This window comes from Lachnoclostridium sp. An169, assembly GCF_002160525.1.
GTDB classification, from domain to species: Bacteria; Bacillota; Clostridia; order Lachnospirales; family Lachnospiraceae; genus Mediterraneibacter; species Mediterraneibacter cottocaccae.
Map to the genome: position 1 here is coordinate 1 of NZ_NFKT01000006.1, position 26,271 is coordinate 26,271.

A 26,271-nucleotide genomic window follows, 5' to 3' on the forward strand; every position below is an offset into this window, starting at 1 on the left:
AAGAACCGTCGGGCCGGCGGGGATAGCCTGTTGATACTTAGCCCGTTGGGGCTGATGAGCAGGAAGCTCCCACTTCAAACCGTCAGGTTAAGTGGCGAGAGGAGGTCACCCATGGACCGGTTAACGCCTGGAAATTACAATGGGATACAGGTCCGGTATTTATTGGATTGGCTGATTGAAACAAAGGACTGAATCAAGCAATAACAGTTATTCGGTTACACAGTGTCTGAGAGAGGTTTTCTCTCAGGCACTTTTATTCTTGACATGTTGATCTTACAAATGTAAGATTATGGAAACGGCACATGGCCGGAAATATATTATACCGGAGGAGAATTTCGAAATGAGATTAAAAATATCCATGCTCCTGCTTTCCTTGGCGGTTTTGTGCGCAATTACCGGGTGCGCAGAAGTGCAGGGAAAGGATGGAAAGGATGGAACACCCGGGCAGCAGAAGCTAACCGGGGAAGAACAGCCGGACGCGAACGCGCTGACCGCTCTGGCGGAAGGATACCGGGATCTTTATGAGCAGGCAGCAGAGGAGAATTGCCTGAATACGATAGAGACAAAGGAGCAGATCATACAGCGGCTTGCCCAGTCAGGCTATGCCGTGGTGGACACCGAGAACCGGATCAACATGGAGAATCCGGAGAGCCCGGAGCAGTTCTGCCGGGCGGCTGTCAGCAAAGAGAAAGCGCAGACAGTGATTCTCTCCGTGAACGGGGAGGGAGGATTTGTCTGTTACTGTCTGGAGACGGAAGAGGGAGAACTCCATGTGGACCGGAGCACGGTATACTGGGAAGAAGGGGAGCCGGTCGTGGGATATGAAGGTATATTTGACGCGGAGAGCTGGGAGTACACGGAGAAAGGATATCTGTTTTTCGAGGAATACCATATGCCGGGATACGACGGCCCCCACGGGCTTACGGGAATCCGTATCCTTCCTCTGGATGACAGCCTGCGGGAACTGAATGAAAGATATGTGTATCCCGCCGGATATGACGGGAGCGCGCTGCTGACGGAAAACTGGACGGAGACGGATTTCGGGAATCTTGACTTTTACGATCTCTATGATGTGGCGTACCGCATGAAGTACGGCGTCCGCACGCCCTATGACACCGGAGTGATCAGCCGGGAGTCCTGGATACCGGCTGAGGAGTTTGAAAATGTGGTTCAGACTTATTTTTCCGCCGGTGTTTCCGTGATCCGGAAACATACCGTTTACAGTGAGGAGCGGGGCGCTTACCGCTACCGTCCCAGGGGCATGTATGACTCCTGCGCAGCCTATGTCCCTTACCCGGAGGTCACCGCCCGGGAGGAGATGCCTGACGGTACGCTGAAGCTTACGGTGGAGGCGGTGTGGATCATTGAAGCAAAGGATCAGGCGATGGTCAGCGAGCTTACCGTGCTGCCACTGGAAGACGGCGGATTCCGCTATGTTTCCAATGAAGTTGTGTCAGGGACGGAAAAACCGGAGTGGTTTACTCCCCGGCTCGCCGACGGAGAGTGGCAGAGCGTCTATCAAAACGGGTAGTAAAAAAAGCCGTGGTGTGTTAAGATGAATGTCGGGGAAAAGAAAGATTTCCCGGCATTTATTTTTACAGCAGAACAGGAGTTTTGGCATGAATATTATCAATATAGAACATATCAGCAAGATTTACGGGGAGAAGGTGGTCTTTGACGATGCTTCGTTTGGCATCCAGGAGGGGGACAAGATCGGGATCGTAGGGATCAACGGCACGGGAAAATCCACGCTGCTTAAGATGATCGCAGGGGAGGAGACGCCGGACTCCGGGCAGATCATAAGACAGAACGGGATCCGGATGGCCTATGTGCCCCAGAACCCTTATCTTCCGGAGGACAAGGATATCCGCGCCTATGCATTCGACCGGGGTGCGGGAGAGGACTGGCAGGTGGAGAGCAACCTGATGGAGCTTGGGATCACGGATTTTGACAGTAAGCTTTCCCATCTCTCAGGCGGACAGAAGCGCCGGGTAGTGCTGGCAAAGACGCTGGCGGATGATTTTGACGTACTCCTTCTCGACGAGCCCACCAACCATCTGGATGAGGAGATGCTCCAGTGGCTTGAGGACTATCTGAAAAATTTCCGCGGCACCCTTGTGATGGTGACTCACGACCGGTATTTCCTGGACAAGGTCTCCAACCGGATTCTGGAGATCAGCCATGGAAACATGTACGGATATGACGCGGATTACTCCGGATTCCTGGAGCTCAAAGCCGCCCGCGAGGAGATGGAACTGGCCTCGGAGCGGAAGCGTCAGAGCGTACTGCGCATGGAACTGGAATGGGCGAAAAGAGGATGCCGCGCCAGAAGCACCAAGCAGCGGGCCAGGCTGGAGCGCCTGGAGGCACTGAAAAACGGGAAGGCTCCGGTTCAGGACCAGACCGTGGAACTGGGCTCCGTGGAGACGAGAATGGGAAAGAAAACCATAGAACTCCACCATGTGAGCAAGCGTTTCGGGGAGAAAAAGATCCTGGAGGATTTCAGTTATATTGTCCTGAAAAACCAGCGCCTGGGGATCATCGGTCCCAATGGCTGCGGCAAGTCCACGGTCATGAAGATGCTTGCGGGGATTATCGAACCGGATTCCGGGACCATCGAGCGGGGCGAGACGGTGAAGATCGGATATTTTGCCCAGGAAGAGCAGGACATGGACGAGAACCAGAGAGTGATCGACTATGTGAAGGACATCGCCGAATATATCACGACCCGGGACGGAAAGATCAGCGCATCCCAGCTTCTGGAGCGTTTCCTCTTTACGCCGGATATGCAGTACGCTCCCATCGGGAAACTTTCCGGAGGAGAGAAGCGCAGGCTGTACCTGCTGGGCGTACTGGCGGAGAATGCCAATGTTCTTCTTTTTGACGAGCCGGGAAACAACCTGGATATTCCCACCCTTACGATTCTGGAGGATTATCTCAACTCCTTTTCCGGCATCGTGATCGCCGTGTCCCATGACCGGTATTTCCTGGACAATATGGCGGACCGGATCTTTGAACTGGACGGACAGGGGCATGCGGTCCAGTACGAGGGCGGCTATACCGATTATCTGGAGGCGAAGAAGCGCAGATTCGGGGATGGCAGGGATTTCGGGCGGAATGGAACTGCCGGAGAGGGCAGAACTGCAGGCGGCGAGCAGGCAGCAGGACAGAACTCCAGAAAAACCTGGAAACAGAACCATACGGAAAAGCTGAAATTTACCTACAAAGAGCAACGGGAGTACGAGATGATTGACGATGACATCGCAGCACTGGAAGAAAAGCTGAAGGAGATCGAAAAGCAGATCAGCGCCAACGCCACCAACTCCGTGAAGCTCAGGGAGCTTATGGCAGAACAGGAGAAGACGCAGGAGGAACTGGATGCAAAGACCGAGCGGTGGGTATATCTGAATGAGCTTGCCGAAAAAATCCATGGAACATCTTGACAAAGACGGTGACAGTTGATAATATTATAGAAAACAGAACGCACTCTGTTTTTTGGATAAGAAATTTGGAAGCAGAAGACAGAGCGCATTTTCGGAGAAGGAGGAAGTAAATGAGAAGACAGGTTTACTCACTGCTTGTTGACAATAACCCGGGCGTGTTAAGCCGTATTGCAGGGCTTTTCAGCCGCAGGGGATACAGTATAGACAGCATCACAGCAGGAGTGACGGCGGATCCGAGATACACCAGGATCACGGTTGTCTCTTCCGGTGATGAGCTGATCCTTTCTCAGATTGAGAAACAGGTCAGAAAACTGGAAGATGTGGTGGACATCAAAGTATTGAAGGACGACGAATCGGTTTACCGCGAGCTGATTATGGTAAAGCTCCGGGCAGACGCTTCCCAGAGAGGCGAGATTATTTCCGTGGCGGATATTTTCCGTGCAAAGATCGTCGATGTGGAAGAGGATTCCATGATTATTGAGCTTACGGGTATGCAGAGCAAGCTGGACGCCTTTCTGAACCTTCTGAAGGGCTACGAGATCCTGGAACTTGCAAGAACCGGAATCACCGGACTTTCCAGGGGCAGCAAGGATGTTACATATCTGTAGGGCATGGTTCCATCAGGGATCTGTTAGTAAGAGATTTTGATTCTGCTGCGGATTCTCTCTCAATTCGAATCTTTTCAGGCTGGAAAGCGGGGCGGATTGCGGCGGAGAAGAAGTCTTTCACTATATACAAGACTCCGGTTTGAAAGCCGGCGGATTTTATTTTCATTAGGAGGAATGCAAAAATGGCAGCAAAAATTTATTATCAGGAAGATTGTAACCTTTCTCTTCTGGAAGGCAAGAAAATCGCGATTATCGGCTACGGCAGCCAGGGACATGCACATGCGCTGAACTTAAGAGAGTCAGGATGCGACGTTGTCATCGGTCTTTATGAGGGAAGCAAATCCTGGGCAAAGGCAGAGGCACAGGGATTCAAAGTGTATACTGCAGCAGAGGCGGCAAAACAGGCCGATATCATCATGATTCTGATCAACGACGAGAAACAGGCTGCATTATATAAAAACGACATCGAGCCGAACCTTGAGGAAGGCAACATGCTGATGTTTGCACACGGCTTCAACATTCATTTCGGACAGATCGTTCCGCCGGCATATGTAGACGTTACAATGATCGCTCCGAAAGCTCCGGGACATACTGTAAGAAGCGAGTACCAGGCAGGAAAAGGAACTCCGTGCCTCGTTGCTGTTGAGCAGGATTACACAGGAAAAGCACTTGACATGGCTCTGGCATATGGTCTTGCAATCGGCGGAGCAAGAGCTGGTATCCTTGAGACAACATTCCGTACAGAGACAGAGACAGACCTCTTCGGTGAGCAGGCAGTTCTCTGCGGCGGTGTATGCGCTCTGATGCAGGCAGGATTCGAGACTCTTGTTGAGGCGGGATATGATCCGAGAAATGCATACTTCGAGTGTATCCATGAGATGAAGCTGATCGTTGACCTGATCTACCAGTCAGGATTCTCAGGAATGAGATACTCCATCTCCAACACAGCTGAGTACGGTGACTACATCACAGGACCGAAGATTATCACAGAGGATACAAAGAAAGCAATGAAGAAGATCCTTTCCGATATCCAGGACGGTACATTTGCAAAAGACTTCCTGCTTGACATGTCAGAGGCAGGCGGACAGGCTCACTTCCGTGCAATGAGAAAACTTGCAGCTGAGCATCCGTCAGAGAAAGTCGGCGAGGAGATCAGAAAGCTGTACAGCTGGAGCGACGAGGACAAACTGATCAACAACTAATTCAAAAAAAGAAAATTTGACAGGTTGAAAGAATACACAGACATGACAAGTGGATGTGTATTCTTTTTTCGGGAAAAATGCGGTCCCGCCGGACCGCTTCAGGGAGGATAATGTTTATGGCAGGAACAGCGGACAATGATTTCAGCAAAGGCAGCATCGCGCGGAATATTCTGGGACTTGCGCTGCCGATGACCCTGGCACAGCTGATCAATGTGCTCTACAGTATTGTGGACAGAATCTATATCGGCCATCTGCCGGATGTGTCGGCAGACGCTCTGACCGGGATCGGGCTTTCCCTTCCGATTATCACGATCATCACTGCATTCTCCAATCTCTTCGGAATGGGCGGGGCGCCGCTCTGCTCCATCGCAAGAGGGAGCCATGAAGAAGCGCGGGCGGAAAAAGTCATGGGCAATTCATTTACGATGCTTCTGCTTTCCGGAGCTGTCCTTATGATCCTCTGCCTGGCATTCAAACGTCCCCTTCTCTATCTGTTCGGGGCAAGTGATGTGACTTATCCCTACGCAGACCAGTATATTTCGATCTATCTGCTGGGCACACTCTTTGTCATGACAAGCCTGGGAATGAACAATTTTATTAATGCCCAGGGATTTGGCAGGATGGGAATGATGACGGTGCTTCTGGGGGCGGTTCTGAACATTGTGCTTGACCCTGTGCTGATCTTTGTCTTTGATATGGGAGTCCGGGGCGCTGCCATAGCAACCGTGATTTCCCAGGGGGCGTCTGCTCTCTGGGTGCTTCTCTTTCTGACCGGAAAGAGGGCGATCCTCCGTCTTAACCGGAAAGCGATGCTGCCGGATGGAAAACTGATCCGGGAGATTACTCTGCTCGGTACTTCCGGCTTCGTCATGTCCGTCACAAACGGAACGGTACAGATCGTCTGCAATGCAGTTCTTGCGCGGTGGGGCGGCGATCTCTACGTGGGGATCATGACGGTGATTAACTCGGTCCGGGAGATTATCACCATGCCTGTGACCGGACTGACTTCCGGGGCGCAGCCGGTTATCGGTTACAATTACGGTGCGGGCTGTTACAGACGGGTGAAGGATTCCATACGTTTTATGACGGTGAGCTGTATTGTATTTACTGTTGCCGTGTGGGCGGTACTGTTCTTTGAACCGCGGTTTTTCCTGCACCTCTTTACGCAGGAGAGCACGCTGATAGAAAACGGCATCCCGGCAATGCGCATCTATTTCTGCGGCATTTTCATGATGGCGCTCCAGTTCGCGGGGCAGTCCACCTATGTGGCGCTGAACCGTCCGAAACAGGCGGTATTTTTCTCCCTGTTCCGCAAGGTAATTATTGTGGTTCCCCTTACGATACTTCTGCCTTTCATCGGCGGACTGGGGACGGACGGTGTGTTTCTTGCGGAACCGGTGTCCAATGTGGTCGGCGGAACGGCCAGCTTTGTAACCATGCTGATCACCGTATGGCCCACGCTGAAAGAGAAGAAAGGTGTTCAGTGACATAATTGTCAGAAATTTTATAACAGTTTACAAAATTTACTGTATTTTTATCTCCTGTGTGGTAAAATGTTTCTTAGAAGAGAGCATGAGGGTTCGTTTTGCTGTGCTCTTGAAAAAAACGGGTTTCTGTAAAGATCCGGATTTACCGCGAAAGGAGAGATTTATATGGATGAAAGATTTGTCAATCTTCGTTCCACGAAGAACCCCAAAGCCCGCATCAAGATGCTGAGCGGACATTTCGCCACGAAAAACTCCCACGTCAACACCTACATTGACATGTCCACGGTGAAGACCCGCCACAACAATGCGCGGGAGACCGGGAAGACGCTGGCCGCCGAGTACATGATGAATACCATGGTTGACACGATTGTATGCCTGAAGAATACAGAAGTGATCGGGGCTTTCATGGCACAGGAGCTGGCGGACACGTCCAATGTATCCATGAGTTCGGGCAATAATATTTCCGTTGTCACCCCAGAATTTGACAACACGGGACAGATCCTCTTCCGGGACAACAACCAGAGGATGATCGAGGGCAAACAGGTGATTGTCCTTACCGATTCCATGGCAACAGGCACGCTGACCATGCAGGCTATCGAATCCGTGATCTATTACGGCGGAAGAGTGTGCGGCATCTGCGCCGTATTCAGCGCCATCTCGAAAATAGCCGGTATGGAAGTGAAGACAATTTTTACCAGTTCCGATCTTCCGGATTATCATGTCTATAATGCACATGAGTGCGAGATGTGCAGAGAAGGCAGGAAACTGGAGGGGCTGATCAACAGTTTCGGGTATGTGAAACTGTAAAAAAGGTCAAGAAAAAACATCCGCCTGACGGTAGCGGATGTTTTTTTTATTTTCTCTCTATAAATTAAGCAATGGAATCTACAGCTTTTGATAAACGGGAGATTTTTCTGGAAACAGTTTTCTTGTGATAAACACCCTTGCTTCCTGCCTTGGAAATCTCAACAATCGCTGTATGCAGTGCAGTCTTAGCAGCTTCAGAGTCTTTCTGTGCAACTGCAGCCTCAACCTTCTTGACAGCTGTTTTCACTTTAGACTTGATTGCTTTGTTTCTTGCAGCTTTTGTCTCGTTTACTAAAATTCTTTTCTTAGCAGACTTAATGTTAGCCAATCCGTACACCTCCAACCTTTACAGATATTTTCAAATGTGAATGATGTGTCGCGGCAGACTCGGACACGGACGTTCCGCCGAAACATACTCATTTATTTTATGCTAACCGGCTCTGCTTGTCAATACATAATTTAAGAATTATTGGAAAAAATACGTTATCATAATCAGAAAAGCGAGGATGAGTCATGGTGAAAAATTACGGTGTTCGCACAGATCTTGCGTTGGAGGAGAGGGAACGGTTTGAATCGGACAATGTGGAGATCCCCGGCGTTATCCTGGAGGAGGAGTACGACGAGGAGCAGGAGATAAGGACGACCCGGGTGGTGATTGAGACGGAGAACGGGGCGAAGGCCATGGGGAAACCGGTGGGGACCTATCTTACTATTGAGGCTCCGAATCTTGCTGTGCCGGACGACGAGAGCCATATGGAGATCTCGGCACTGCTCTGTGCCCATATCAGAACCCTGATCGAGAAGATGCGGGAAAAAGAAAAAGCCGGGACAGCGGGGGAAGATCTCTCTGTTCTGGTAGTGGGGCTTGGAAACCGGGAAGTGACGCCGGATGCCCTGGGGCCTTATGTGGCAGACCACCTCTGTGTGACCCGCCACATTGTAAAAGAATACGGAAAATATGCCATGGGGATGGAGCACGCCAACATGATCAGCGCCATTGTTCCCGGAGTCATGGGACAGACGGGGATGGAGTCTGCTGAGATTGTCCGGGGAATCGTGGGGGAGACCCATCCCGATCTGGTGATTGCGGTGGACGCCCTGGCTGCACGCAACAGCAGGAGGCTCAACCGGACCGTTCAGATCGCGGATACAGGCATCAGTCCCGGTTCGGGAGTGGGAAACCACAGAGCCGGGATGACAGAGGAGTCTCTCGGCGTCCCGGTTATCGCCATCGGCGTCCCTACTGTGGTGGATGCGGCTACGATCGCCAACGACACCATGGAAAACCTGGTGAGAGCCCTGGAGGACTGTGAATCTCTGCGTGGGGTGGGCGAGGCGCTGCGCTCCTGCAGCCCGGGGGAAAAGCAGGAATTTATCCGGGAACTCGTGGCGCCCCATCTCAACGGAATGTTCGTCACGCCCAAAGACGTGGATGAGATGGTACACCACATCAGCCACACGATTGCGGAGGCGCTGAATATGCTCTTTGCCTGACATAATGACCTCTCGTTTCTCATAGAATTTCAGGAGAAATAAAATTCCCGTCCGCCAGGGACGGAGATGGACAGAGAGGGGGATGCCGCCTGGAGAGGAGTAAAGAGAGGTATCAGGGAAGAGAACGCGGTTTCGCGGGAGGACGGAGGAGGGGAATGAAGAGCAGATCCGGGCAGGCGGCAGCGGCAGCGGCGGCTGTGTTTCTGGCGGCAGGGCTTATTTACCTGGCTGCAAAGGGCGCTGCCGGGGAATGGAAATATGAGATTCAGCAGCGGATCCTGCAAAGTGCGGAAGAAATGTACATGCCGGGGCTTGCGTCTCTGAACCGGGAGCCGGCTGTCGGTGTGACAGAATGGCTGCGGGAGAAGGCGCTTGCATGGATCCCTCTTGCGGCCTATGTGGAGGATCATGCGCCGGGGGAGACGGCCCTGGAGGATGAGGAGACCATTGCGAAAATCCTTGAGAGTCAGGCAAATGATGAGAATATGGTGGATGAGAACGGGCAGCTTGTGGGAGAGCCGGATGAGTCGGAAGCGGAGGCGGCAGCTTCGCCGGCCGCCCCCTCCATTGATATGTCCATCGAGAAGCTAAGAGATTTTGATTATCTGCTCAGTAATTTTTATACTGTGGACAGCTCCACCATGATCGGCGCTGACCAGCTTAATGCGGATGACCTTCTGGGGCGGAGCATGAAGATCGACCAGTCCACCGGCGGCCCCAAGGTGCTCATTTACCACACCCATTCCCAGGAGACGTTTGTGGACTCCGTGGACGGCGATCCCTCCACCAGCATTGTGGGAGTGGGGGATTATCTGACCCGGCTTCTCAATGAGAGGGGGATCGAGACGATCCATGATACCGGAGTCTATGACATCATTGACGGGAAACTGGACCGGAGCAATGCATACCAGTATGCGGAGACTGCGGTTACACAGATTCTCTCCGACAATCCCACCATCGAGGTGGTGATTGACCTGCACCGGGACGGCGTGGCGGATACCACGCACCTTGTCACAGAGATCAACGGGAAGCAGACTGCGCGGATCATGTTTTTCAACGGACTCAGCCGTTCCCGCACGAACGGGGATATCGGCTACCTCTATAACCCCTACATACAGGATAACCTTGCATTTTCCCTGCAGATGCAGCTCGCCGCGGAGACGTCCTACCCGGGCTTTACCCGGCACATTTATCTGAAGTCCTACCGCTACAACATGCACCTGATGCCCAAGTCCCTCCTGGTCGAAGCGGGAGCACAGACCAACACCGTGGAAGAAATGATGAACGCCATGGAAGTGCTCGCCGATGTTCTCACAAACGTAATCTCAGGATGATTTTTTACCCTTTACGAATTTTCAGGCTGTGCCGCTCCATGCAGCCACGAAGACCCGTAGTGGAACGCCGGTCCTTGGGCTGCGTCCTTTGCAGCCCTATGTACCGCTGCGTTCCACTCCCGAGCGAAAGCGCGGTCGCCGGGGCTGCATGGAGCGGCACAGCCGAATGAGAAATTCGTTGAAAATCCCGGAAACTGGTGATATAGTATGTAATGGATTGCCCTGCGCCGACAGCAGGGCGGGATCGAAAGGAAGAATGTAAATGGCAGAAAATAATACATACGATGCAGGCAGTATTGCGGTGCTGGAGGGGCTGGAGGCCGTCCGGAAACGCCCGGGAATGTATATCGGAAGTGTGTCCACAAAAGGACTCAATCACCTGATCTATGAGATCGTGGACAATTCGGTGGATGAGCATCTGGCAGGATACTGCAGTGAGATTCATGTCACACTGGAGAAGGACGGATCCGCGACGGTTTCCGACAACGGAAGAGGCGTCCCGGTGGATATGCACCAGAAGGGCGTCTCAGCTGCCCGGCTTGTGTACACGACACTCCATGCAGGCGGCAAATTCGATGATTCCGCATACAAGACAAGCGGCGGACTTCACGGGGTGGGATCCTCGGTGGTGAATGCACTTTCCACCTATATGGATGTAAAGATCAGCAGGGACGGATACATCCATCACGACCGGTATGAGAAAGGGATCCCGGTGATTGAACTGGAGAACGGACTGCTTCCGAAGATCGGAAAGACGAGAAAGACCGGGACGACAGTGAACTTCCTCCCGGATGATACGATCTTTGAAAAGACCTGGTTCAAAGCGGAAGAAGTAAAGAGCAGGCTTCATGAGACTGCCTATCTGAATCCGAAACTGACGATTATCTTTGACGACAAGAGGCTGGAGACGCCGGAACATATCGTCTATCATGAGCCGGAGGGAATCATCGGGTTCATCCAGGATCTCAACAAGAAGAAAGAGGTGCTTCACGATCCTATCTACTTCAAAGGTGAGGCAGACGGGATTGAAGTGGAAGCGGCGATTCAGTATGTCAATGAATTCCATGAAAATGTGCTGGGATTCTGCAACAATATCTACAATTCGGAGGGAGGAACCCATCTGACCGGGTTCAAGACCACGTTTACCACGGTTATGAACCAGTATGCCCGGGAGATCGGGATCCTCAAGGAAAAGGATGATAACTTTACCGGTTCGGATATCCGCAACGGCATGACCGCGATCATCTCCATCAAACATCCGGATCCCAGGTTCGAGGGACAGACCAAGACGAAGCTAGACAACCCGGATGCGGCCAAGGCGGTGGGAAAGGTGACGGGAGAGGAGATTGTCCGTTATTTTGACCGGAACCTGGACACCTTAAAAACCGTGCTCTCCAGCGCGGAGAAGGCGGCAAAGATCCGCAGGACGGAGGAAAAGGCAAAGACGAATCTGCTCACCAAGCAGAAGTATTCTTTTGACAGCAACGGAAAACTTGCCAACTGCGAGAGCAGGGATCCGAAGAAATGTGAGATCTTTATCGTGGAGGGAGATTCCGCCGGCGGCTCCGCCAAGACGGCAAGGGACAGAAATTTCCAGGCCATCCTTCCCATCCGGGGAAAGATCCTCAACGTGGAGAAGGCGAGCATCGACAAGATCCTTGCCAATGCGGAGATCAAGACCATGATCAACGCTTTCGGCTGCGGGTTCTCGGAAGGATACGGCAATGATTTCGATATCAGCAAGCTTCGCTATGACAAGATTATTATCATGGCAGATGCGGATGTGGACGGGGCTCATATCTCCACCCTGCTCCTCACCCTGTTCTACCGGTTTATGCCGGAACTGATCTACGAGGGACATGTCTATATCGCAATGCCGCCGCTTTACAAGGCCATGCCGAAAAACGGAGAGGAAGAGTACCTCTATGACGACAAGGCGTTGGAAAAGTACCGCAAGACCCACACAGGTCCTTTTACGCTCCAGAGATACAAAGGTCTGGGCGAGATGGATGCGGAGCAGCTCTGGGAGACAACCCTGGATCCCGAGCGGCGTCTGCTCAAGCTGGTTGAGATCGAGGACGCCAGGATGGCATCCAGCGTGACCGAGATGCTGATGGGAACAGAGGTGCCGCCCCGCAGGGCATTTATCTATGAGAATGCCACAGAGGCGGAGCTTGACATATAGAAGGAGTAAGGAATGAACAATGAAGCACAGATCATAAGGACCGAATACTCGGACCTCATGAAAAAATCATATATTGACTATGCCATGAGCGTGATCATCGCCCGGGCCCTGCCGGATGTGCGGGACGGGCTGAAGCCGGTTCAGAGGCGGACTCTCTACGACATGTATGAGCTGGGGATCCGCTATGACAAACCTTACCGGAAATGTGCCCGTATCGTGGGAGATACCATGGGTAAATACCATCCCCACGGCGACAGTTCCATCTACGAGGCGCTTGTCGTCATGGCGCAGGATTTCAAGAAGGGCCAGATACTGGTGGACGGGCACGGCAATTTCGGCTCCATCGAGGGGGATGGGGCAGCAGCCATGCGTTACACCGAGGCGAGGCTGACGAAATTCACCCAGGAAGTCTGTCTGGCAGATCTGGATAAAAATGTGATCGACTTCGGCCCGAACTTTGACGAGACGGAGAAGGAGCCTCTGGTTCTCCCCATGCGGGTGCCGAATCTTCTCGTCAACGGCGCGGAGGGAATCGCCGTGGGAATGGCAACCAGCATTCCCACCCATAATCTTGCCGAGGTCATCGACGCAGTCAAGGCTTATATGAAAAACGATGAGATCAGCACGAAACAGCTGATGAAATATATCAAAGGACCGGATTTCCCCACCGGGGGCATTGTGGTCAACAAGGACGACCTTCTCAATATCTACGAGACCGGACAGGGCAAGATCAAGATCCGCGGCAAGGTGGAAGTGGAGGAATTAAAAGGCGGCAAGAAGCAGCTTGTGATCACGGAGATTCCGTACACCATGATCGGCACCGGAATCGGAAAATTCTTAAACGATGTGGCTGCCCTTGTGGAGACGAAGAAAACCACTGATATTGTGGATATCTCCAACCAGTCTTCAAAAGAAGGAATCCGCATTGTCCTGGAGCTGAAAAAGGGCGCGGATGTGGAGAACCTTAAAAACATGCTCTACAAGAAGACCCGCCTGGAAGATACCTTCGGCGTGAATATGCTTGCCGTGGCGGACGGGCGCCCGGAGACACTGGGACTGAAAAAGATCATCGAGTACCATGTGGATTTCCAGTTTGAGCTCGCTACCCGGAAGTACACCACCCTGCTCACAAAAGAGAGGGAGAAGAGCGAAGTGCAGGAAGGCCTGATCAAGGCATGCGATGTGATCGACCTGATCATCGAGATCTTAAGAGGAAGTAAATCGGTAAAAGATGCGAGAGCGTGTCTTGTAAACGGAATCACGGACAATATTAAATTCAAATCCTCCATCTCCAAAAAGATGGCAGCCATGCTCCGTTTCACCGAACGGCAGGCCACGGCGATCCTGGAGATGCGGCTGTACCGCCTGATCGGTCTGGAGATCGAGGCGCTTCAGAGGGAGCACGAGGAAACGCTGAAGAATATTGCCCGCTACGAGGATATCCTGAACAACTACGACTCCATGGCAGGGGTGATCATGGAAGAGCTGGATTCCTTTAAGAAGGAATACGGAAGAAAGCGCCGTACAGCCATCGAGAATGCAGAGGAAGCGGTCTTTGAGGAGAAGAAGATCGAGGAGCAGGAGGTTGTATTCCTGATGGACCGTTTCGGATACGCCAAGACCGTGGACACATCGGTCTATGAGAGAAACCGGGAGGCGGCTGACAGCGAGAACCGCTATGTGGTTCACTGCATGAATACCGGGAAGCTCTGTATCTTCACGGATACCGGAAGGATGCACCAGGTGCGCGTGACGGACCTGCCCTACGGGAAATTCCGGGACAAGGGTACTCCCATTGACAACGTCAGCAACTATTCCAGCACGGAGGAGCAGATTGTCATGGTCTGCGATGAGGAGCAGATGCGTTTCGCCTATCTTCTCTTTGCCACGGCGCAGGGAATGATCAAGAAGGTGGAAGGAACCGAATTCCAGGTGGCAAAACGGACCATTGCAGCCACCAAGCTGCAGGACGGCGACTCTCTGATCGCGGTGAAAGTGATCAACGAGAACCAGAACGTGGTGCTCCAGACAAGAAACGGATATTTCCTCCGCTTCCCTGCCTCTGAAGTTCCGGTGAAGAAGAAGGCAGCCGTGGGCGTCCGGGGCATCCGGCTTCAGAAGAAGGAAGCGCTGGAGCAGGTCTACCTCTTTGAGGAAGGCACAGAGGCGAAGGCGGTCTACGGTGACAAAGAGGTGGCGCTGAACCGTCTGAAACTTGCAAAACGGGACGGTACAGGGGCACGGAGATAGTTATTTTTCGCAAAAACACTTGATTTCTCTGGAAAAAGGTGTTAAAGTCATTATAGTTACATAATGAATCCGGCAGAAGAGTGAACGAAAGTTCACTCTTCTTTAATGATGTGGATTTTTTGTGGAATCAGTCAGTACAATAAAGAAAGGGAGTTTGGCGTGTCAAGAAGAGAAGAATACGAACAGCAGACAGAGAGCCTGCTTGAGCCGATCGTATCAGGAATGGGCTTTGAGTTGGTGGATGTGGAGTATGTAAAGGAAGGCGGAACATGGTACCTGCGGGCGTACATCGACAAGCCCGGCGGGATTACGGTGGATGACTGCGAGGCGGTCAGCAGACAGTTTTCCGATGTGCTCGACGAGAAAGACTATATTGAAGATTCTTATGTTTTTGAGGTCAGCTCCCCGGGGCTTGGCCGTCCTCTTAAGAAAGAGAAGGATTTTAAGCGGAGCATCGGCGAAGAAGTGGAGATCCGCACATACCGGGCGGTGGCAAGGCAGAAGGAATTCGTCGGGATCCTTCAGAGATATGATGACAGGACGGTTACGATCGTCTATGAGGACGGGGAAGAGCAGACGTTTGACAGAAGCGATATTGCGCTGATCCGTCTGGCGCTTGATTTTTAGGAGTAAAAGGGTTACCGGTTACGATTTGATATTTAGGAGGAAATGATAATGAACACAGAGTTAATGGAAGCATTGACAATTCTTGAAAAAGAGAAGAACATCAGCAGGGATGTGATGATGGATGCCATCGAGAATTCTCTGATCAGCGCATGCAAGAACCATTTCGGGACTGCAGAGAACATCAAGGTGATCATGAACAGAGAGACATGCGACTATGCGGTATATGCGGAGAAGGAAGTTGTGGAGGAAGTGATGGATCCGGCTCTGGAGATCTCCCTGGAAGATGCGGAGAAACTGGATTCCAGCCTGCATCTGGGAGATGTGTGCCAGGTTCCGGTTAAGTCCAAGGAGTTCGGGCGTATCGCTACACAGAACGCAAAGAACCTGATTCTTCAGAAGATCAGGGAAGAGGAGAGGAAGGTTGTATTCGACCAGTACTTTGAGAAAGAGAAAGACATCGTTACCGGTATTGTGCAGCGCTATGTCGGGAAGAATATCAGCATCAACCTGGGAAGGGCAGACGCCATGCTGACCGAGAATGAGCAGGTGAAGGGAGAGGTGTTCAAGCCTACGGAGCGCATCAAGCTCTATGTGGTGGAAGTGAAGAACACGCCGAAGGGACCGAAGATCCTGGTGTCCCGTACCCATCCGGAACTGGTGAAGCGTCTCTTTGAGGCGGAAGTGGCAGAGGTCAGGGACGGAACCGTGGAGATCAAGAGCATTGCCAGGGAAGCAGGCTCCCGTACGAAGATGGCGGTATGGTCCAACGACCCCAACGTGGATCCGGTAGGAGCCTGTGTTGGTATGAACGGAGCCAGAGTGAACGCGGTGGTAAACGAACTGCGGGGCGAGAAGATCGATATCATCAACTGGGATGAGAATCCGGCGCTCCTGATAGAGAATGCGTTAAGCCCTGCAAAGGTTATCTCCGTTATGGCTGACCCGGAGGAGAAGATCGCCAGCGTAATCGTTCCGGATTACCAGCTCTCTCTTGCCATCGGAAAAGAAGGACAGAACGCAAGACTGGCGGCAAGACTGACAGGGTACAAGATCGATATCAAGAGCGAGACCCAGGCAATCGAGTCCGGAGAACTGCCGGAGAACTATATGGAGCAGATGGGACTTATGGGCGAGGAAGGATACACCGGAGATTTCGAGGAATCCTATGATGAGGATGAGGCATACGATGATGGTGCGGAGTACACCGACGGAGACGGCGCTGATGAGTCATATAACTACGACGACGAAGCCGGGGAGGATGACGAGATCCGTTTTACAGAGACAGATGAGGACAATAACTAATTTCTGAAGGAGTGAAATATTTGGCAGTCAAGAAGAAGATCCCCATGCGAAAATGTGTGGGATGCGGCGAGATGAAACCGAAGAAAGAGCTGATGCGTATCCTTCGGAATGAGGAGGGCGAATTTCTGGTGGATGCAACCGGGAAGAAGAACGGCCGCGGGGCGTATCTCTGTCCCTCGGTGGAATGCTTTCAGAAGGCGGTAAAGAGCAGAGGGCTTGAGAGATCCTTCAAGCAGGCCATACCGCAGGAAGTATACGAAAAGCTGGAAAAGGAGATGAGCGGGATTGAAAAGGGATAAAGTCCTGTCTCTGATCGGACTGGCGACAAAGGCGGGGAGAACCGCCAGCGGCGAGGCGATGACCGAGAGCGAGACGAAGTCCGGCAGGGCGTTTCTTGTGATCGTGGCATCGGACGCGTCGGAGAATACGAAGAAGAAGTTTCGGGATATGTGTAAATTTTACCGAGTTCCAATTTATTTTTACGGAGATAAAGATACCTTAGGGCATGCAATGGGAAAAGAATTCCGTGCATCTCTGGCGATATTGGACGAAGGATTTGCAAAAGGAATTCAAAGAGAGCTTAACATTTCGGATCAGGCTTGAATGCATAAAGGAGGTAGTTGATATGACAAAAATGAGGGTGCATGAACTGGCAAAGGAGCTGGGCATGGATAACAAAGAACTTCTCGATATATTAAAGAATAAAAACGTTGATGTGAAGAATCATATGAGTACACTGGAGGATGAAGTGACAGAACAGATCCGCAGGGAGGCTTCCGCAAAGAAGAATGGCGGGGCTGCCGCACCGGCTGAGAAGAAGGAGGAAGCAAAGGCAGAGCGCCCGGCTGAGAAAGCGGAGGCGAAAGAGGGCGCCGCGCCGAAAAAGAAAAACCTGGCGTTTGTGATCCGTCCGCAGAATTCCAAAAACAGCAGCCGTCTCCAGGGACGCCCGGGCCAGCGCGCAGCGCGTCCGGCACAGGGAGGACGTCCGGCTCCGGGAACGCGCCCGTCAGCTGACGGCCGTCCGGCACGCCCAGCGGGAGAGAGCCATCCGCCCAGGCAGGAGAGTCCGGCACAGACAGGACGCCCGGCGGCAGAGGCACGTCCGGCAGGAGAGGCGCGCCCGGCAGCGGAGATCCGTCCGGCAGGAGAAAGAGCGTCAGCGGAAGGAAGAACACAGGGAGATAACCGCACGGTGAGACAGGAGCGCCCGGCACAGGCGGGACGTCCGACAGCGGAGGGAAGAACCGCAGGGGAGAGCCGTCCGTCCGGCGAGCGCCGTCCGGCAGGGGAGGGACGCCCCTCCGGCGATAACCGTCAGCCAAGACAGGACAGAGGATTCCAGGGGAACCGTCCGTCCGGAGACAGAAGGACTTCCGGGGAAGGTCGTTTCTCCGGGGAAGGCCGCGGTCCCAGACAGGAGAGAGGCGCTCAGGGAGGACGCCCGTCCGGCGAGGGCAGATCTTTCGGAGACAACAGAGGACGCCAGGAAAGAGGCGGCCGGGATCAGCGTTTTGGCAGCCGTGACCAGAGAAACAGCGGCGCGCCGGGACAGCGCGGTGAGAGGAGAACTGATTCCCGCAGAGATGACGTGAGCTCCTCCATGGTAGAGCAGCAGAAGAGCCAGCGCAACAAGGCGAAGGACAAAGAGAGAGACAACAGAAAGAAAGAGTACCGGGACGAGGCCTTTGAAGGAAAGGCTGCAAAGAAAGGCAAGAAGCAGAAACAGGTGGCAGAGGTCAAGAGACCGCAGCCGAAGGAAGAGAAGAAAGAAGAGCAGATCAAACAGATTGTCATTCCCGAGGTGATTACTATCAAGGAACTTGCCGACAAGATGAAGATCGTTCCGTCTGTGATTATCAAGAAACTGTTCATGCAGGGCAAAGTGGTTACAGTAAACCAGGAAGTAGATTTTGACACTGCAGAAGAGATCGCCATGGAGTTCGATGTGCTCTGCGAGAAAGAAGAAGTTGTGGATGTTATTGAGGAACTTCTCAAAGAGGACGAGGAAGACGAGAGCCTGATGGTGAAGCGGCCTCCGGTTGTCTGTGTCATGGGCCATGTAGACCACGGCAAGACTTCCCTTCTGGATGCCATCCGCCATACCAATGTGATCGACCGCGAGGCAGGTGGAATCACCCAGCACATCGGCGCCTATGTGGTAGAGGTAAACGGCGAGAAGATCACATTCCTGGATACGCCGGGACATGAAGCTTTTACAGCTATGCGTATGCGCGGGGCAAACGCCACCGATATCGCAATTCTCGTTGTCGCTGCGGATGACGGTGTCATGCCTCAGACCGTGGAGGCGATCAATCATGCCAAAGCTGCAGGCGTTGAGATTATTGTAGCGATCAACAAGATCGACAAGCCGAGTGCAAATGTAGAGCGCGTGAAGCAGGAACTTACCGAGTACGAACTGATCCCGGAGGACTGGGGCGGAAGCACGGTGTTTGTGCCGGTATCGGCTCACACGAAAGAGGGAATCCCGGAACTTCTGGAGATGATCCTTCTGACAGCGGAAGTGATGGAGCTGAAAGCCAATCCGAACCGTGCGGCGAGAGGCCTGGTTATCGAGGCGCAGCTTGACAAGGGCAAAGGCCCGGTTGCCACAGTTCTTGTACAGAAAGGTACGCTCCATATCGGAGATGCCATTGCGGCAGGTTCGGCACACGGACGTGTCAGAGCCATGATGGATGACCGGGGAAGACGTGTCAAAGAGGCAGGTCCGTCCCAACCGGTAGAGATTCTCGGACTGAATGATGTGCCGAATGCCGGAGAGGTATTCGTGGGATGTGATTCCGAGAAAGAGGCAAGAAACTTTGCGGATACATTTATCGCACAGAACAAGGTAAAACTTCTGGATGAGACGAAGTCAAAGATGTCTCTCGACGATCTGTTCAACCAGATTCAGGAAGGCAACCTGAAGGAACTGAACATCGTCGTGAAAGCGGATGTGCAGGGATCGGTGGAAGCACTGAAGCAGAGCCTGCTCAAGCTGTCCAACGACGAGGTTGTGATTAAGGTGATCCACGGAGGCGTCGGCGCCATCAATGAGTCGGATGTGATCCTGGCTTCCGCTTCAAACGCCATCATCATCGGATTCAATGTGCGTCCGGATGCCACGGCGAAGGAGATCGCCGAGCGCGAAGGCGTTGACCTGAGACTCTACAGAGTCATCTACAATGCCATCGAAGATGTGGAGGCAGCCATGAAGGGCATGCTCGATCCGGTATTCGAGGAGAAGATCCTCGGCCATGCGGAGGTGCGCCAGACATTCAAGGCTTCCGGCGTGGGAACTATCGCCGGGGCATACGTCAAGGACGGTGTGTTCGAGAGGAACTGTTCTACCCGTCTGATCCGGGACGGCATTGTGATATTCGACGGACCGCTTGCATCCCTGAAGCGTTTCAAGGACGATGTGAAGGAAGTGCGTGCCGGATACGAGTGCGGATTTGTATTTGAGAATTATAATGATATCAAGGAAGGCGATCAGGTAGAGGCCTACAAGATGGTCGAGACCGAGAGAAAGTAAACGTCGCCGGGACAGAAAGAAGGAGCATCAATGAGAAAAAACAGTATTAAAAATACACGGGTGAATGCTGAGGTGCAGCGGGAACTGAGTAATATCATACGAGAAGGCATAAAGGATCCGAGAGTTGCGCCCATGACTTCGGTGGTGGCTGTCGAGGTGGCTCCGGATTTGAAGACATGCAAGGCTTATATCAGTGTGCTCGGCGACGAGAAGGCACAGCAGGATACGATAAAGGGGCTCCAGAGCGCGGAGGGATATATCCGCCGCGAACTGGCGCGCACCGTCAACCTGCGCAACACGCCGGAGATCCGTTTCATCGTGGATCAGTCGATCGAGTACGGAGTGAACATCAGCAGGAAGATAGATGAAGTGACAAGAGGGTTGAGAGATGGAGCAGAGGAGCATGAAGATGAATCTAAATGACGTTTTGCAGGGGAAACACAGTGTTGCACTGGGCGGACACGTCCGCCCGGACGGCGACTGCGTGGGTGCCTGCCTGGGGCTTTATATGTATCTGAAGGATCAGTATCCGGATATTGAGGCGGATGTATACCTTGAGGAAATTCCGGAAGCCTACGGGATTATTTCCTGTACGGATGAAGTGAAACACGAGAGTCCCGAGGATAAGGTTTACGATCTTTTTATCTGCCTGGACTGCGGGGATACGGACCGCCTTGGTTTCTCGGGACCGCTGTTCCAGAAGGCAAAAGAGACTGCGTGTATCGACCATCACGTGAGCAACGATGCATTTGCAGATGTGAATTACATAGTTCCCGATGCAAGTTCCACCAGCGAGCTTGTGTACACCCTTCTCGACAGGGAGAAAATCACGAAGCCGCAGGCGGAGGCGCTCTATATGGGGATCGCACACGACACCGGTATTTTCCAGTATTCCTGCACGTCTCCGGAGACCATGGAGATTGCCGCGGATCTGATGCGGAAAGGGATCAACGGAAACGAGATTATCGATAAGACTTATTACGAGAAGACCTATGTTCAGAACCAGATCCTGGGGAGGGCTCTGATGGAGAGCATTCTGATTCTCGACAAGCGCTGCATCATCTCTTTTGTACGGAAAAAGGAGATGGAATTTTTCCAGGCACAGCCCTCTGATCTGGAGGGAATCGTAAGCCAGCTCAGGCAGACCAAGGGCGTTGAGGTCGCCATGTTCCTGCACGAGGTGGAACCGCGCAGGTTCAAGGTGAGCCTGAGATCCAGGGACAAGGTGGATGTGAGCAGGATTGCAAAATATTTCGGCGGCGGTGGACATGTGCGCGCAGCCGGTGTTACCATGAGCGGGTCTGTTCACGATGTGATCAACAATATCACCGGGCAGATCGTGCTGCAGCTCGACGGAAAAAAGGATGCCGCCCAGTGATGAACGGAATTCTGAACATTTATAAGGAAAAAGGATACACTTCCCACGATGTTGTTGCCCGTCTGCGCAGGATTACCGGTCAGAGGAAGATCGGGCATACGGGAACGCTGGATCCCGATGCACAGGGAGTGCTTCCGGTCTGTCTGGGGCGCGCCACAAAAGTGTGCGGCATGCTCACGGACAAAGACAAGACTTACGAGGCAGTCCTGCTTCTGGGGACAGAGACGGACACGCAGGACATTACGGGAAATGTGCTGGAAAAAAAGGATACCGGGAATATTTCCCCGGAACAGGTGGAAGAATGTATCCGGGGATTTGTCGGGGAATACGATCAGGTTCCCCCCATGTATTCTGCCCTGAAGGTAAACGGAAGAAAGCTCTATGAGCTCGCACGCGAAGGGAAAACAGTGGAGCGGAAGAGCCGGAGGGTGAAGATTTACGGGATCCGCATCCTGGAGATGGATCTCCCTCGTGTGCGGATGGAGGTAGAGTGTTCGAAAGGAACTTATATCCGTACACTCTGCCACGATATCGGGGAGAAGCTGGGCGTGGGCGGATGTATGGAGAGCCTTCTGCGCACACGGGTGGAACGTTTCAGCATCAGGGACAGCATAACTCTGGAGAAAGCGGCAGAGCTGATGGAACAGGGGCAGCTTTCCCGCGTTCTGATCCCGGTGGATGCCATGTTCCATCATATGGAGAAAGCGGTGGTCAACCGGGCGAAGGCGGCGCTGGCGTATAACGGGAATCCCCTGGCGCCGGGAGATCTGGAGCTTTCTTCGGAAAGCGGAAGCGGGCGGAAAAATCTGTCTGCAGGAGAGTACCGGATATATGATCCGGATGGAATCTTTATCGGAATCTACCGGTATGAGACGGGAAGAAAATGCTTTGTGCCGGAAAAGATGTTTCTTGACCCGGACGAACGGAAAAGCGGAAAAAGGGACTGAAGGAAAGACATGCAGTATATTACAGATCTGAATTCTCATCAATGGAAGAAACGTACAGCGGTCACTCTGGGAAAATTCGACGGGCTGCACAGAGGTCATCAGAAACTGGTTGAAAAAATCAGAGAGTATGGAAACGACGGGTGCGAGAGCGTAGTATGCGCCTTTGACATGGGCAGGGAGACCCTTATGACAAAGGAGGAGAGGCGCAGACATCTGGAGGGCAAAGCCGATTATCTGATCGACTGTCCTTTCACAAGAGAACTGCGGGAGATGGAGGCGGAGGATTTTATCGGAGATATCCTCAGCCGCAGGCTTTGCGCCGCCCATCTGGTCGTGGGAACGGATTTTTCTTTCGGCCATAACAAGCGCGGGAATGCCGCCATGCTGGAAGAGTATGCAGGAAAATACGGCTATACGGTGGATGTGGTGGAGAAAGAACGCTATCAGGGCAGGGTGATCAGCAGCACATACATCAAAGAGGCGCTTTCCGGCGGAGACGTGGAGCTTGCCGGAACACTTCTGGGGTATCCCTATGAGATGAGCGGCACCGTGGAACACGGAAAGCGCCTGGGACGCACCCTGGGATTCCCGACGATGAATATCGAGCCGGAAGAGAAGAAAATCCTTCCCCGGTTCGGGGTGTATGCCTGCCGTGTCGAGATTGACGGGATCTGGTATGGAGGAATCGGAAACGCGGGAATCAAGCCCACCGTGACCAGTGAGCACAAAAGGCTCCTGGAGGTGTTCGTATTCGGGTATGAGGGCGATGCTTACGGAAAGCGGATTCGCGCCCAGTTCTGTGATTTTGAGCGCCCGGAGACAAAATTTGCCTCTGTGGAAGAACTGAAGGAACATGTGATGAAGGATATCCGTTACGGGGAAGAATACTTCCGAAGACACCCGGTTTCTCTTGAACGGTAAAAAAATGCTTTACATCCCCGTTGTGCTGTGCTATACTAGCCAGGTATGAAATCAGCCGATGTTCGGTGACCGGATTACTCCGACCGTTGCTTAATATCAGGCGGTTTATCAAAAAGTATTTAAGGAGGAAAACAAAGATGATCACAAAGGAAAAGAAACAGGCTATCATCAACGAGTATGCAAGAACAGAGGGTGACACAGGTTCACCGGAGGTTCAGATTGCAATCCTGACAGCAAGAATCAACGAGCTGACAGAGCATTTCAAGGCAAATCCGAAGGATCACCACTCAAGAAGAGGACTTCTTAAGATGGTTGGACAGAGAAGAGGACTTCTCGCATACCTGAAGAAGGTTGATATCGAGAGATACCGTACTCTGATCGAGAGACTTGGACTGAGAAAATAATCGGTTTTTCTTTGCAGAAATGCCGGGGGAGAGAACAGAAGCGAGAATATCAGCTTTCTGTTCTCTTTTTTATTGCCTATCAACCGGGCATGTGATATAATAATTTAGATTGCGGACAGTTCTGTACACCGAGACCACTGAAAAGCAGATCCGGAGGTTGTGCGGGTATGTTTTTCAGTAGTTTCGGAGCTGCCTGTCCGCAGGAAAATACAGATAAAAGGAGAAAGACATGTATAAAAAGTATGAAATGGAACTGGCGGGCAGAACGCTGCGCGTGGATGTGGGCAGAGTTGCGAAGCAGGCGAACGGTGCCGTCCTGATGCACTATGGCGATACGACTGTACTGTGTACTGCGACTGCCTCCGAGAAGCCGAGGGAAGGAATTGATTTCTTTCCGCTGAGCGTAGAGTATAATGAGAGAATGTACGCGGTGGGAAAGATCCCGGGCGGATTCAACAAGAGAGAGGGTAAGGCTTCCGAGAACGCAATTCTGACGGACCGTGTTATCGACCGTCCGATGCGTCCGCTTTTCCCGAAGGATTACAGAAATGATGTAACTCTTGAGAACCTGGTGCTGTCCGTGGATCAGGACTGCAGCCCGGAGCTTACGGCCATGCTCGGCGCGGCGATTGCAACCTGTATTTCCGATATCCCCTTTGACGGACCGATTGCCACAACCCAGGTAGGTCTTGTGGACGGAGAGTTTGTATTTAATCCGACAGAGGCGCAGAAGATTCTGTCTGATATGGCTCTTACGGTTGCCTCCACAAAAGAAAAGGTAATCATGATCGAGGCAGGGGCCAACGAAGTGCCGGAAGACAAGATGATCGAGGCGATTTTTGCCGCACATGAAGTGAATCAGAAAGTGATCGCTTTCATTGAGACCATTGTGGCAGAATGTGGAAAGCCGAAGCATGAGTACCAGAGCTTTGCCGTTCCCCAGGAGCTCTTTGACGCGATCCAGAAGATCGTTCCTCCGGAAGAGATGGAGGAGGCTGTATTTACAGACGACAAGCAGACAAGAGAAGAGAATATCCGTGTGATTACAGACCGTCTGGAGGAAGCTTTCGCAGACAACGAGGAGTGGCTTGGCAAGCTGGGCGAAGCGGTTTACCAGTACCAGAAGAAGACGGTCCGCAAGATGATCCTCAAAGACCACAAGCGTCCGGACGGACGTGCCATCGATGAGATCCGTCCTCTGGCAGCGGAGGTGGATCTGATCCCGAGAGTGCACGGCTCCGCCATGTTTACAAGAGGACAGACACAGATCTGCAATATCACGACCCTGGCACCTCTTTCCGAGGCTCAGAGACTGGACGGGCTGGATGACACCGAGACCTCCAAGAGATATATGCACCACTATAATTTCCCGTCCTACTCGGTAGGAGAGACGAAGCCGTCCAGAGGACCGGGACGCCGGGAGATCGGACACGGCGCTCTGGCAGAGCGTGCGCTGATTCCGGTACTTCCAAGCGAGTCCGAGTTCCCGTATGCGATCCGTACGGTATCTGAGACCTTTGAGTCCAACGGCTCCACATCCCAGGCGAGTGTGTGCGCGTCCAGTATGTCGCTGATGGCTGCCGGCGTGCCCATCAAGGCTGCTGTGGCGGGAATCTCCGCGGGACTTGTGACCGGAGAGACAGATGATGATTATCTGGTTCTTACCGATATCCAGGGACTGGAAGATTTCTTTGGCGATATGGACTTCAAGGTTGCCGGTACCCACAAGGGAATCACGGCGATCCAGATGGATATCAAGATCCACGGACTGACGAGACCGATCATCGAGGAGGCGATCGCGGCGACAAAGAAGGCGAGAACATATATCATCGATGAAGTGATGAACAAGGCGATCGCAGAGCCGAGACCGGAAGTGGGACCGTATGCTCCGAAGATCATCCAGATGCAGATCGATCCCCAGAAGATCGGAGATGTTGTGGGACAGCGCGGAAAGACGATCAATGCCATCATCGAGCAGACCGGCGTGAAGATCGATATCGAGGACGACGGTTCCGTATCTATCTGCGGCACGGAGAAGGAAGATATGGACAAGGCTGCGAAACTGATTCACACCATTGTCACAGATTTCGAGGCCGGACAGGTATTCGAGGGCAAGGTTGTCAGCATCAAGGATTTCGGCGCGTTCCTCGAGTTCGCTCCGGGCAAGGAGGGACTGGTACACATTTCCAAGATCTCCAAGCAGAGAGTCAACAAAGTAGAAGATGTACTTTCCATCGGGGATGTTGTAAAGGTGGTATGCCTTGGAAAGGATAAGATGGGAAGATTCAGTTTCAGCATGAGAGATGTGGCTGAATAAATATAACTGAAAGAAAGAACAGGTCCGCCG

23 protein-coding genes are annotated in these 26,271 nt (G+C 52.6%); 22 read left to right on the top strand and 1 reads right to left on the bottom strand.

Annotated features, from left to right (window positions below):
* From B5F07_RS22800 to B5F07_RS06025, 7 genes are all read left to right on the top strand, one after another.
* Positions 1 to 192 (top strand): hypothetical protein (locus B5F07_RS22800; RefSeq protein WP_204248821.1); only part of this gene is annotated, 192 nt, incomplete at its 5' end.
* 148 nt (positions 193 to 340) lie between these two features.
* Entirely contained in the window at positions 341 to 1,531 is a 1,191-nt protein-coding gene (locus tag B5F07_RS06000; protein ID WP_087160375.1) for a DUF6070 family protein, read from the top strand.
* A gap of 88 nt (positions 1,532 to 1,619) precedes the next feature.
* Positions 1,620 to 3,443, top strand: coding sequence for an ABC-F family ATP-binding cassette domain-containing protein (locus tag B5F07_RS06005; RefSeq protein WP_087160376.1), 1,824 nt, complete (start codon positions 1,620 to 1,622; stop codon positions 3,441 to 3,443).
* Between the two features lie 110 nt (positions 3,444 to 3,553).
* Positions 3,554 to 4,051, top strand: a complete 498-nt coding sequence (gene ilvN, locus B5F07_RS06010) for an acetolactate synthase small subunit (protein WP_087160377.1) — start codon at positions 3,554 to 3,556, stop codon at positions 4,049 to 4,051.
* A gap of 182 nt (positions 4,052 to 4,233) precedes the next feature.
* Positions 4,234 to 5,253 (top strand): ketol-acid reductoisomerase, encoded by a 1,020-nt coding sequence (ilvC, locus tag B5F07_RS06015; protein ID WP_087160378.1) that lies wholly within the window; start codon positions 4,234 to 4,236, stop codon positions 5,251 to 5,253.
* Positions 5,254 to 5,369: 116 nt separating this feature from the next.
* Positions 5,370 to 6,740 (top strand): MATE family efflux transporter, encoded by a 1,371-nt coding sequence (locus B5F07_RS06020; RefSeq protein ID WP_087160379.1) that lies wholly within the window; start codon positions 5,370 to 5,372, stop codon positions 6,738 to 6,740.
* Between the two features lie 165 nt (positions 6,741 to 6,905).
* On the top strand, positions 6,906 to 7,547 hold the full coding sequence (locus B5F07_RS06025; RefSeq protein WP_087160380.1) for a phosphoribosyltransferase: 642 nt from the start codon (positions 6,906 to 6,908) through the stop codon (positions 7,545 to 7,547).
* Positions 7,548 to 7,611: 64 nt separating this feature from the next.
* On the opposite strand, the gene rpsT is transcribed toward B5F07_RS06025, so the two are convergent.
* Complete coding sequence (rpsT, locus tag B5F07_RS06030) at positions 7,612 to 7,875, bottom strand: 30S ribosomal protein S20 (protein WP_087160381.1); 264 nt, start codon at positions 7,873 to 7,875, stop codon at positions 7,612 to 7,614.
* Positions 7,876 to 8,060: 185 nt separating this feature from the next.
* Between rpsT and gpr the strand changes: the two genes are divergently transcribed.
* The 15 genes from gpr to B5F07_RS06105 all read left to right on the top strand — a co-directional run bounded on the left by gpr (position 8,061) and on the right by B5F07_RS06105 (position 26,241).
* Positions 8,061 to 9,041, top strand: a complete 981-nt coding sequence (gene gpr, locus B5F07_RS06035) for a GPR endopeptidase (RefSeq protein WP_087160382.1) — start codon at positions 8,061 to 8,063, stop codon at positions 9,039 to 9,041.
* Positions 9,042 to 9,196: 155 nt separating this feature from the next.
* The gene (spoIIP, locus tag B5F07_RS06040) at positions 9,197 to 10,375 is read left to right on the top strand and encodes a stage II sporulation protein P (RefSeq protein WP_087160383.1); all 1,179 of its coding nucleotides are present in this window, start codon (positions 9,197 to 9,199) and stop codon (positions 10,373 to 10,375) included.
* A 262-nt stretch (positions 10,376 to 10,637) separates the two neighbouring features.
* Positions 10,638 to 12,560: a DNA gyrase/topoisomerase IV subunit B gene (locus B5F07_RS06045; RefSeq protein WP_087160384.1), complete on the top strand. Its 1,923-nt coding sequence runs from the start codon at positions 10,638 to 10,640 to the stop codon at positions 12,558 to 12,560.
* A gap of 12 nt (positions 12,561 to 12,572) precedes the next feature.
* On the top strand, positions 12,573 to 14,810 hold the full coding sequence (locus tag B5F07_RS06050) for a DNA gyrase/topoisomerase IV subunit A (protein ID WP_087160385.1): 2,238 nt from the start codon (positions 12,573 to 12,575) through the stop codon (positions 14,808 to 14,810).
* A 159-nt stretch (positions 14,811 to 14,969) separates the two neighbouring features.
* Positions 14,970 to 15,437 carry a ribosome maturation factor RimP gene (rimP, locus tag B5F07_RS06055; protein ID WP_087160513.1) on the top strand — a complete coding sequence of 156 codons (468 nt, stop codon included), beginning with the start codon at positions 14,970 to 14,972 and terminating at the stop codon, positions 15,435 to 15,437.
* Between the two features lie 48 nt (positions 15,438 to 15,485).
* Positions 15,486 to 16,739, top strand: a complete 1,254-nt coding sequence (gene nusA / locus B5F07_RS06060) for a transcription termination factor NusA (protein WP_087160386.1) — start codon at positions 15,486 to 15,488, stop codon at positions 16,737 to 16,739.
* A 20-nt stretch (positions 16,740 to 16,759) separates the two neighbouring features.
* The gene (gene rnpM, locus B5F07_RS06065) at positions 16,760 to 17,038 is read left to right on the top strand and encodes an RNase P modulator RnpM (protein WP_087160387.1); all 279 of its coding nucleotides are present in this window, start codon (positions 16,760 to 16,762) and stop codon (positions 17,036 to 17,038) included.
* Positions 17,025 to 17,342, top strand: a complete 318-nt coding sequence (locus B5F07_RS06070; protein WP_087160388.1) for a L7Ae/L30e/S12e/Gadd45 family ribosomal protein — start codon at positions 17,025 to 17,027, stop codon at positions 17,340 to 17,342. Before rnpM ends, B5F07_RS06070 begins: the two co-directional genes overlap by 14 nt.
* Positions 17,343 to 17,364: 22 nt before the next feature.
* Complete coding sequence (gene infB, locus B5F07_RS06075; protein ID WP_087160389.1) at positions 17,365 to 20,274, top strand: translation initiation factor IF-2; 2,910 nt, start codon at positions 17,365 to 17,367, stop codon at positions 20,272 to 20,274.
* Between the two features lie 30 nt (positions 20,275 to 20,304).
* On the top strand, positions 20,305 to 20,697 hold the full coding sequence (rbfA, locus tag B5F07_RS06080) for a 30S ribosome-binding factor RbfA (protein WP_087160390.1): 393 nt from the start codon (positions 20,305 to 20,307) through the stop codon (positions 20,695 to 20,697).
* Positions 20,678 to 21,652: a DHH family phosphoesterase gene (locus B5F07_RS06085; protein ID WP_087160514.1), complete on the top strand. Its 975-nt coding sequence runs from the start codon at positions 20,678 to 20,680 to the stop codon at positions 21,650 to 21,652. Before rbfA ends, B5F07_RS06085 begins: the two co-directional genes overlap by 20 nt.
* Positions 21,649 to 22,599 (top strand): tRNA pseudouridine(55) synthase TruB, encoded by a 951-nt coding sequence (gene truB, locus B5F07_RS06090; RefSeq protein WP_087160391.1) that lies wholly within the window; start codon positions 21,649 to 21,651, stop codon positions 22,597 to 22,599. The genes B5F07_RS06085 and truB overlap by 4 nt, the downstream gene beginning before the upstream one ends.
* 9 nt (positions 22,600 to 22,608) lie before the next feature.
* The gene (locus tag B5F07_RS06095; protein WP_087160392.1) at positions 22,609 to 23,520 is read left to right on the top strand and encodes a bifunctional riboflavin kinase/FAD synthetase; all 912 of its coding nucleotides are present in this window, start codon (positions 22,609 to 22,611) and stop codon (positions 23,518 to 23,520) included.
* 137 nt (positions 23,521 to 23,657) lie between these two features.
* Positions 23,658 to 23,924 (top strand): 30S ribosomal protein S15, encoded by a 267-nt coding sequence (rpsO, locus tag B5F07_RS06100; protein ID WP_087160393.1) that lies wholly within the window; start codon positions 23,658 to 23,660, stop codon positions 23,922 to 23,924.
* A 229-nt stretch (positions 23,925 to 24,153) separates the two neighbouring features.
* Entirely contained in the window at positions 24,154 to 26,241 is a 2,088-nt protein-coding gene (locus B5F07_RS06105; RefSeq protein ID WP_087160394.1) for a polyribonucleotide nucleotidyltransferase, read from the top strand.
* Positions 26,242 to 26,271: the final 30 nt, after the last annotated feature.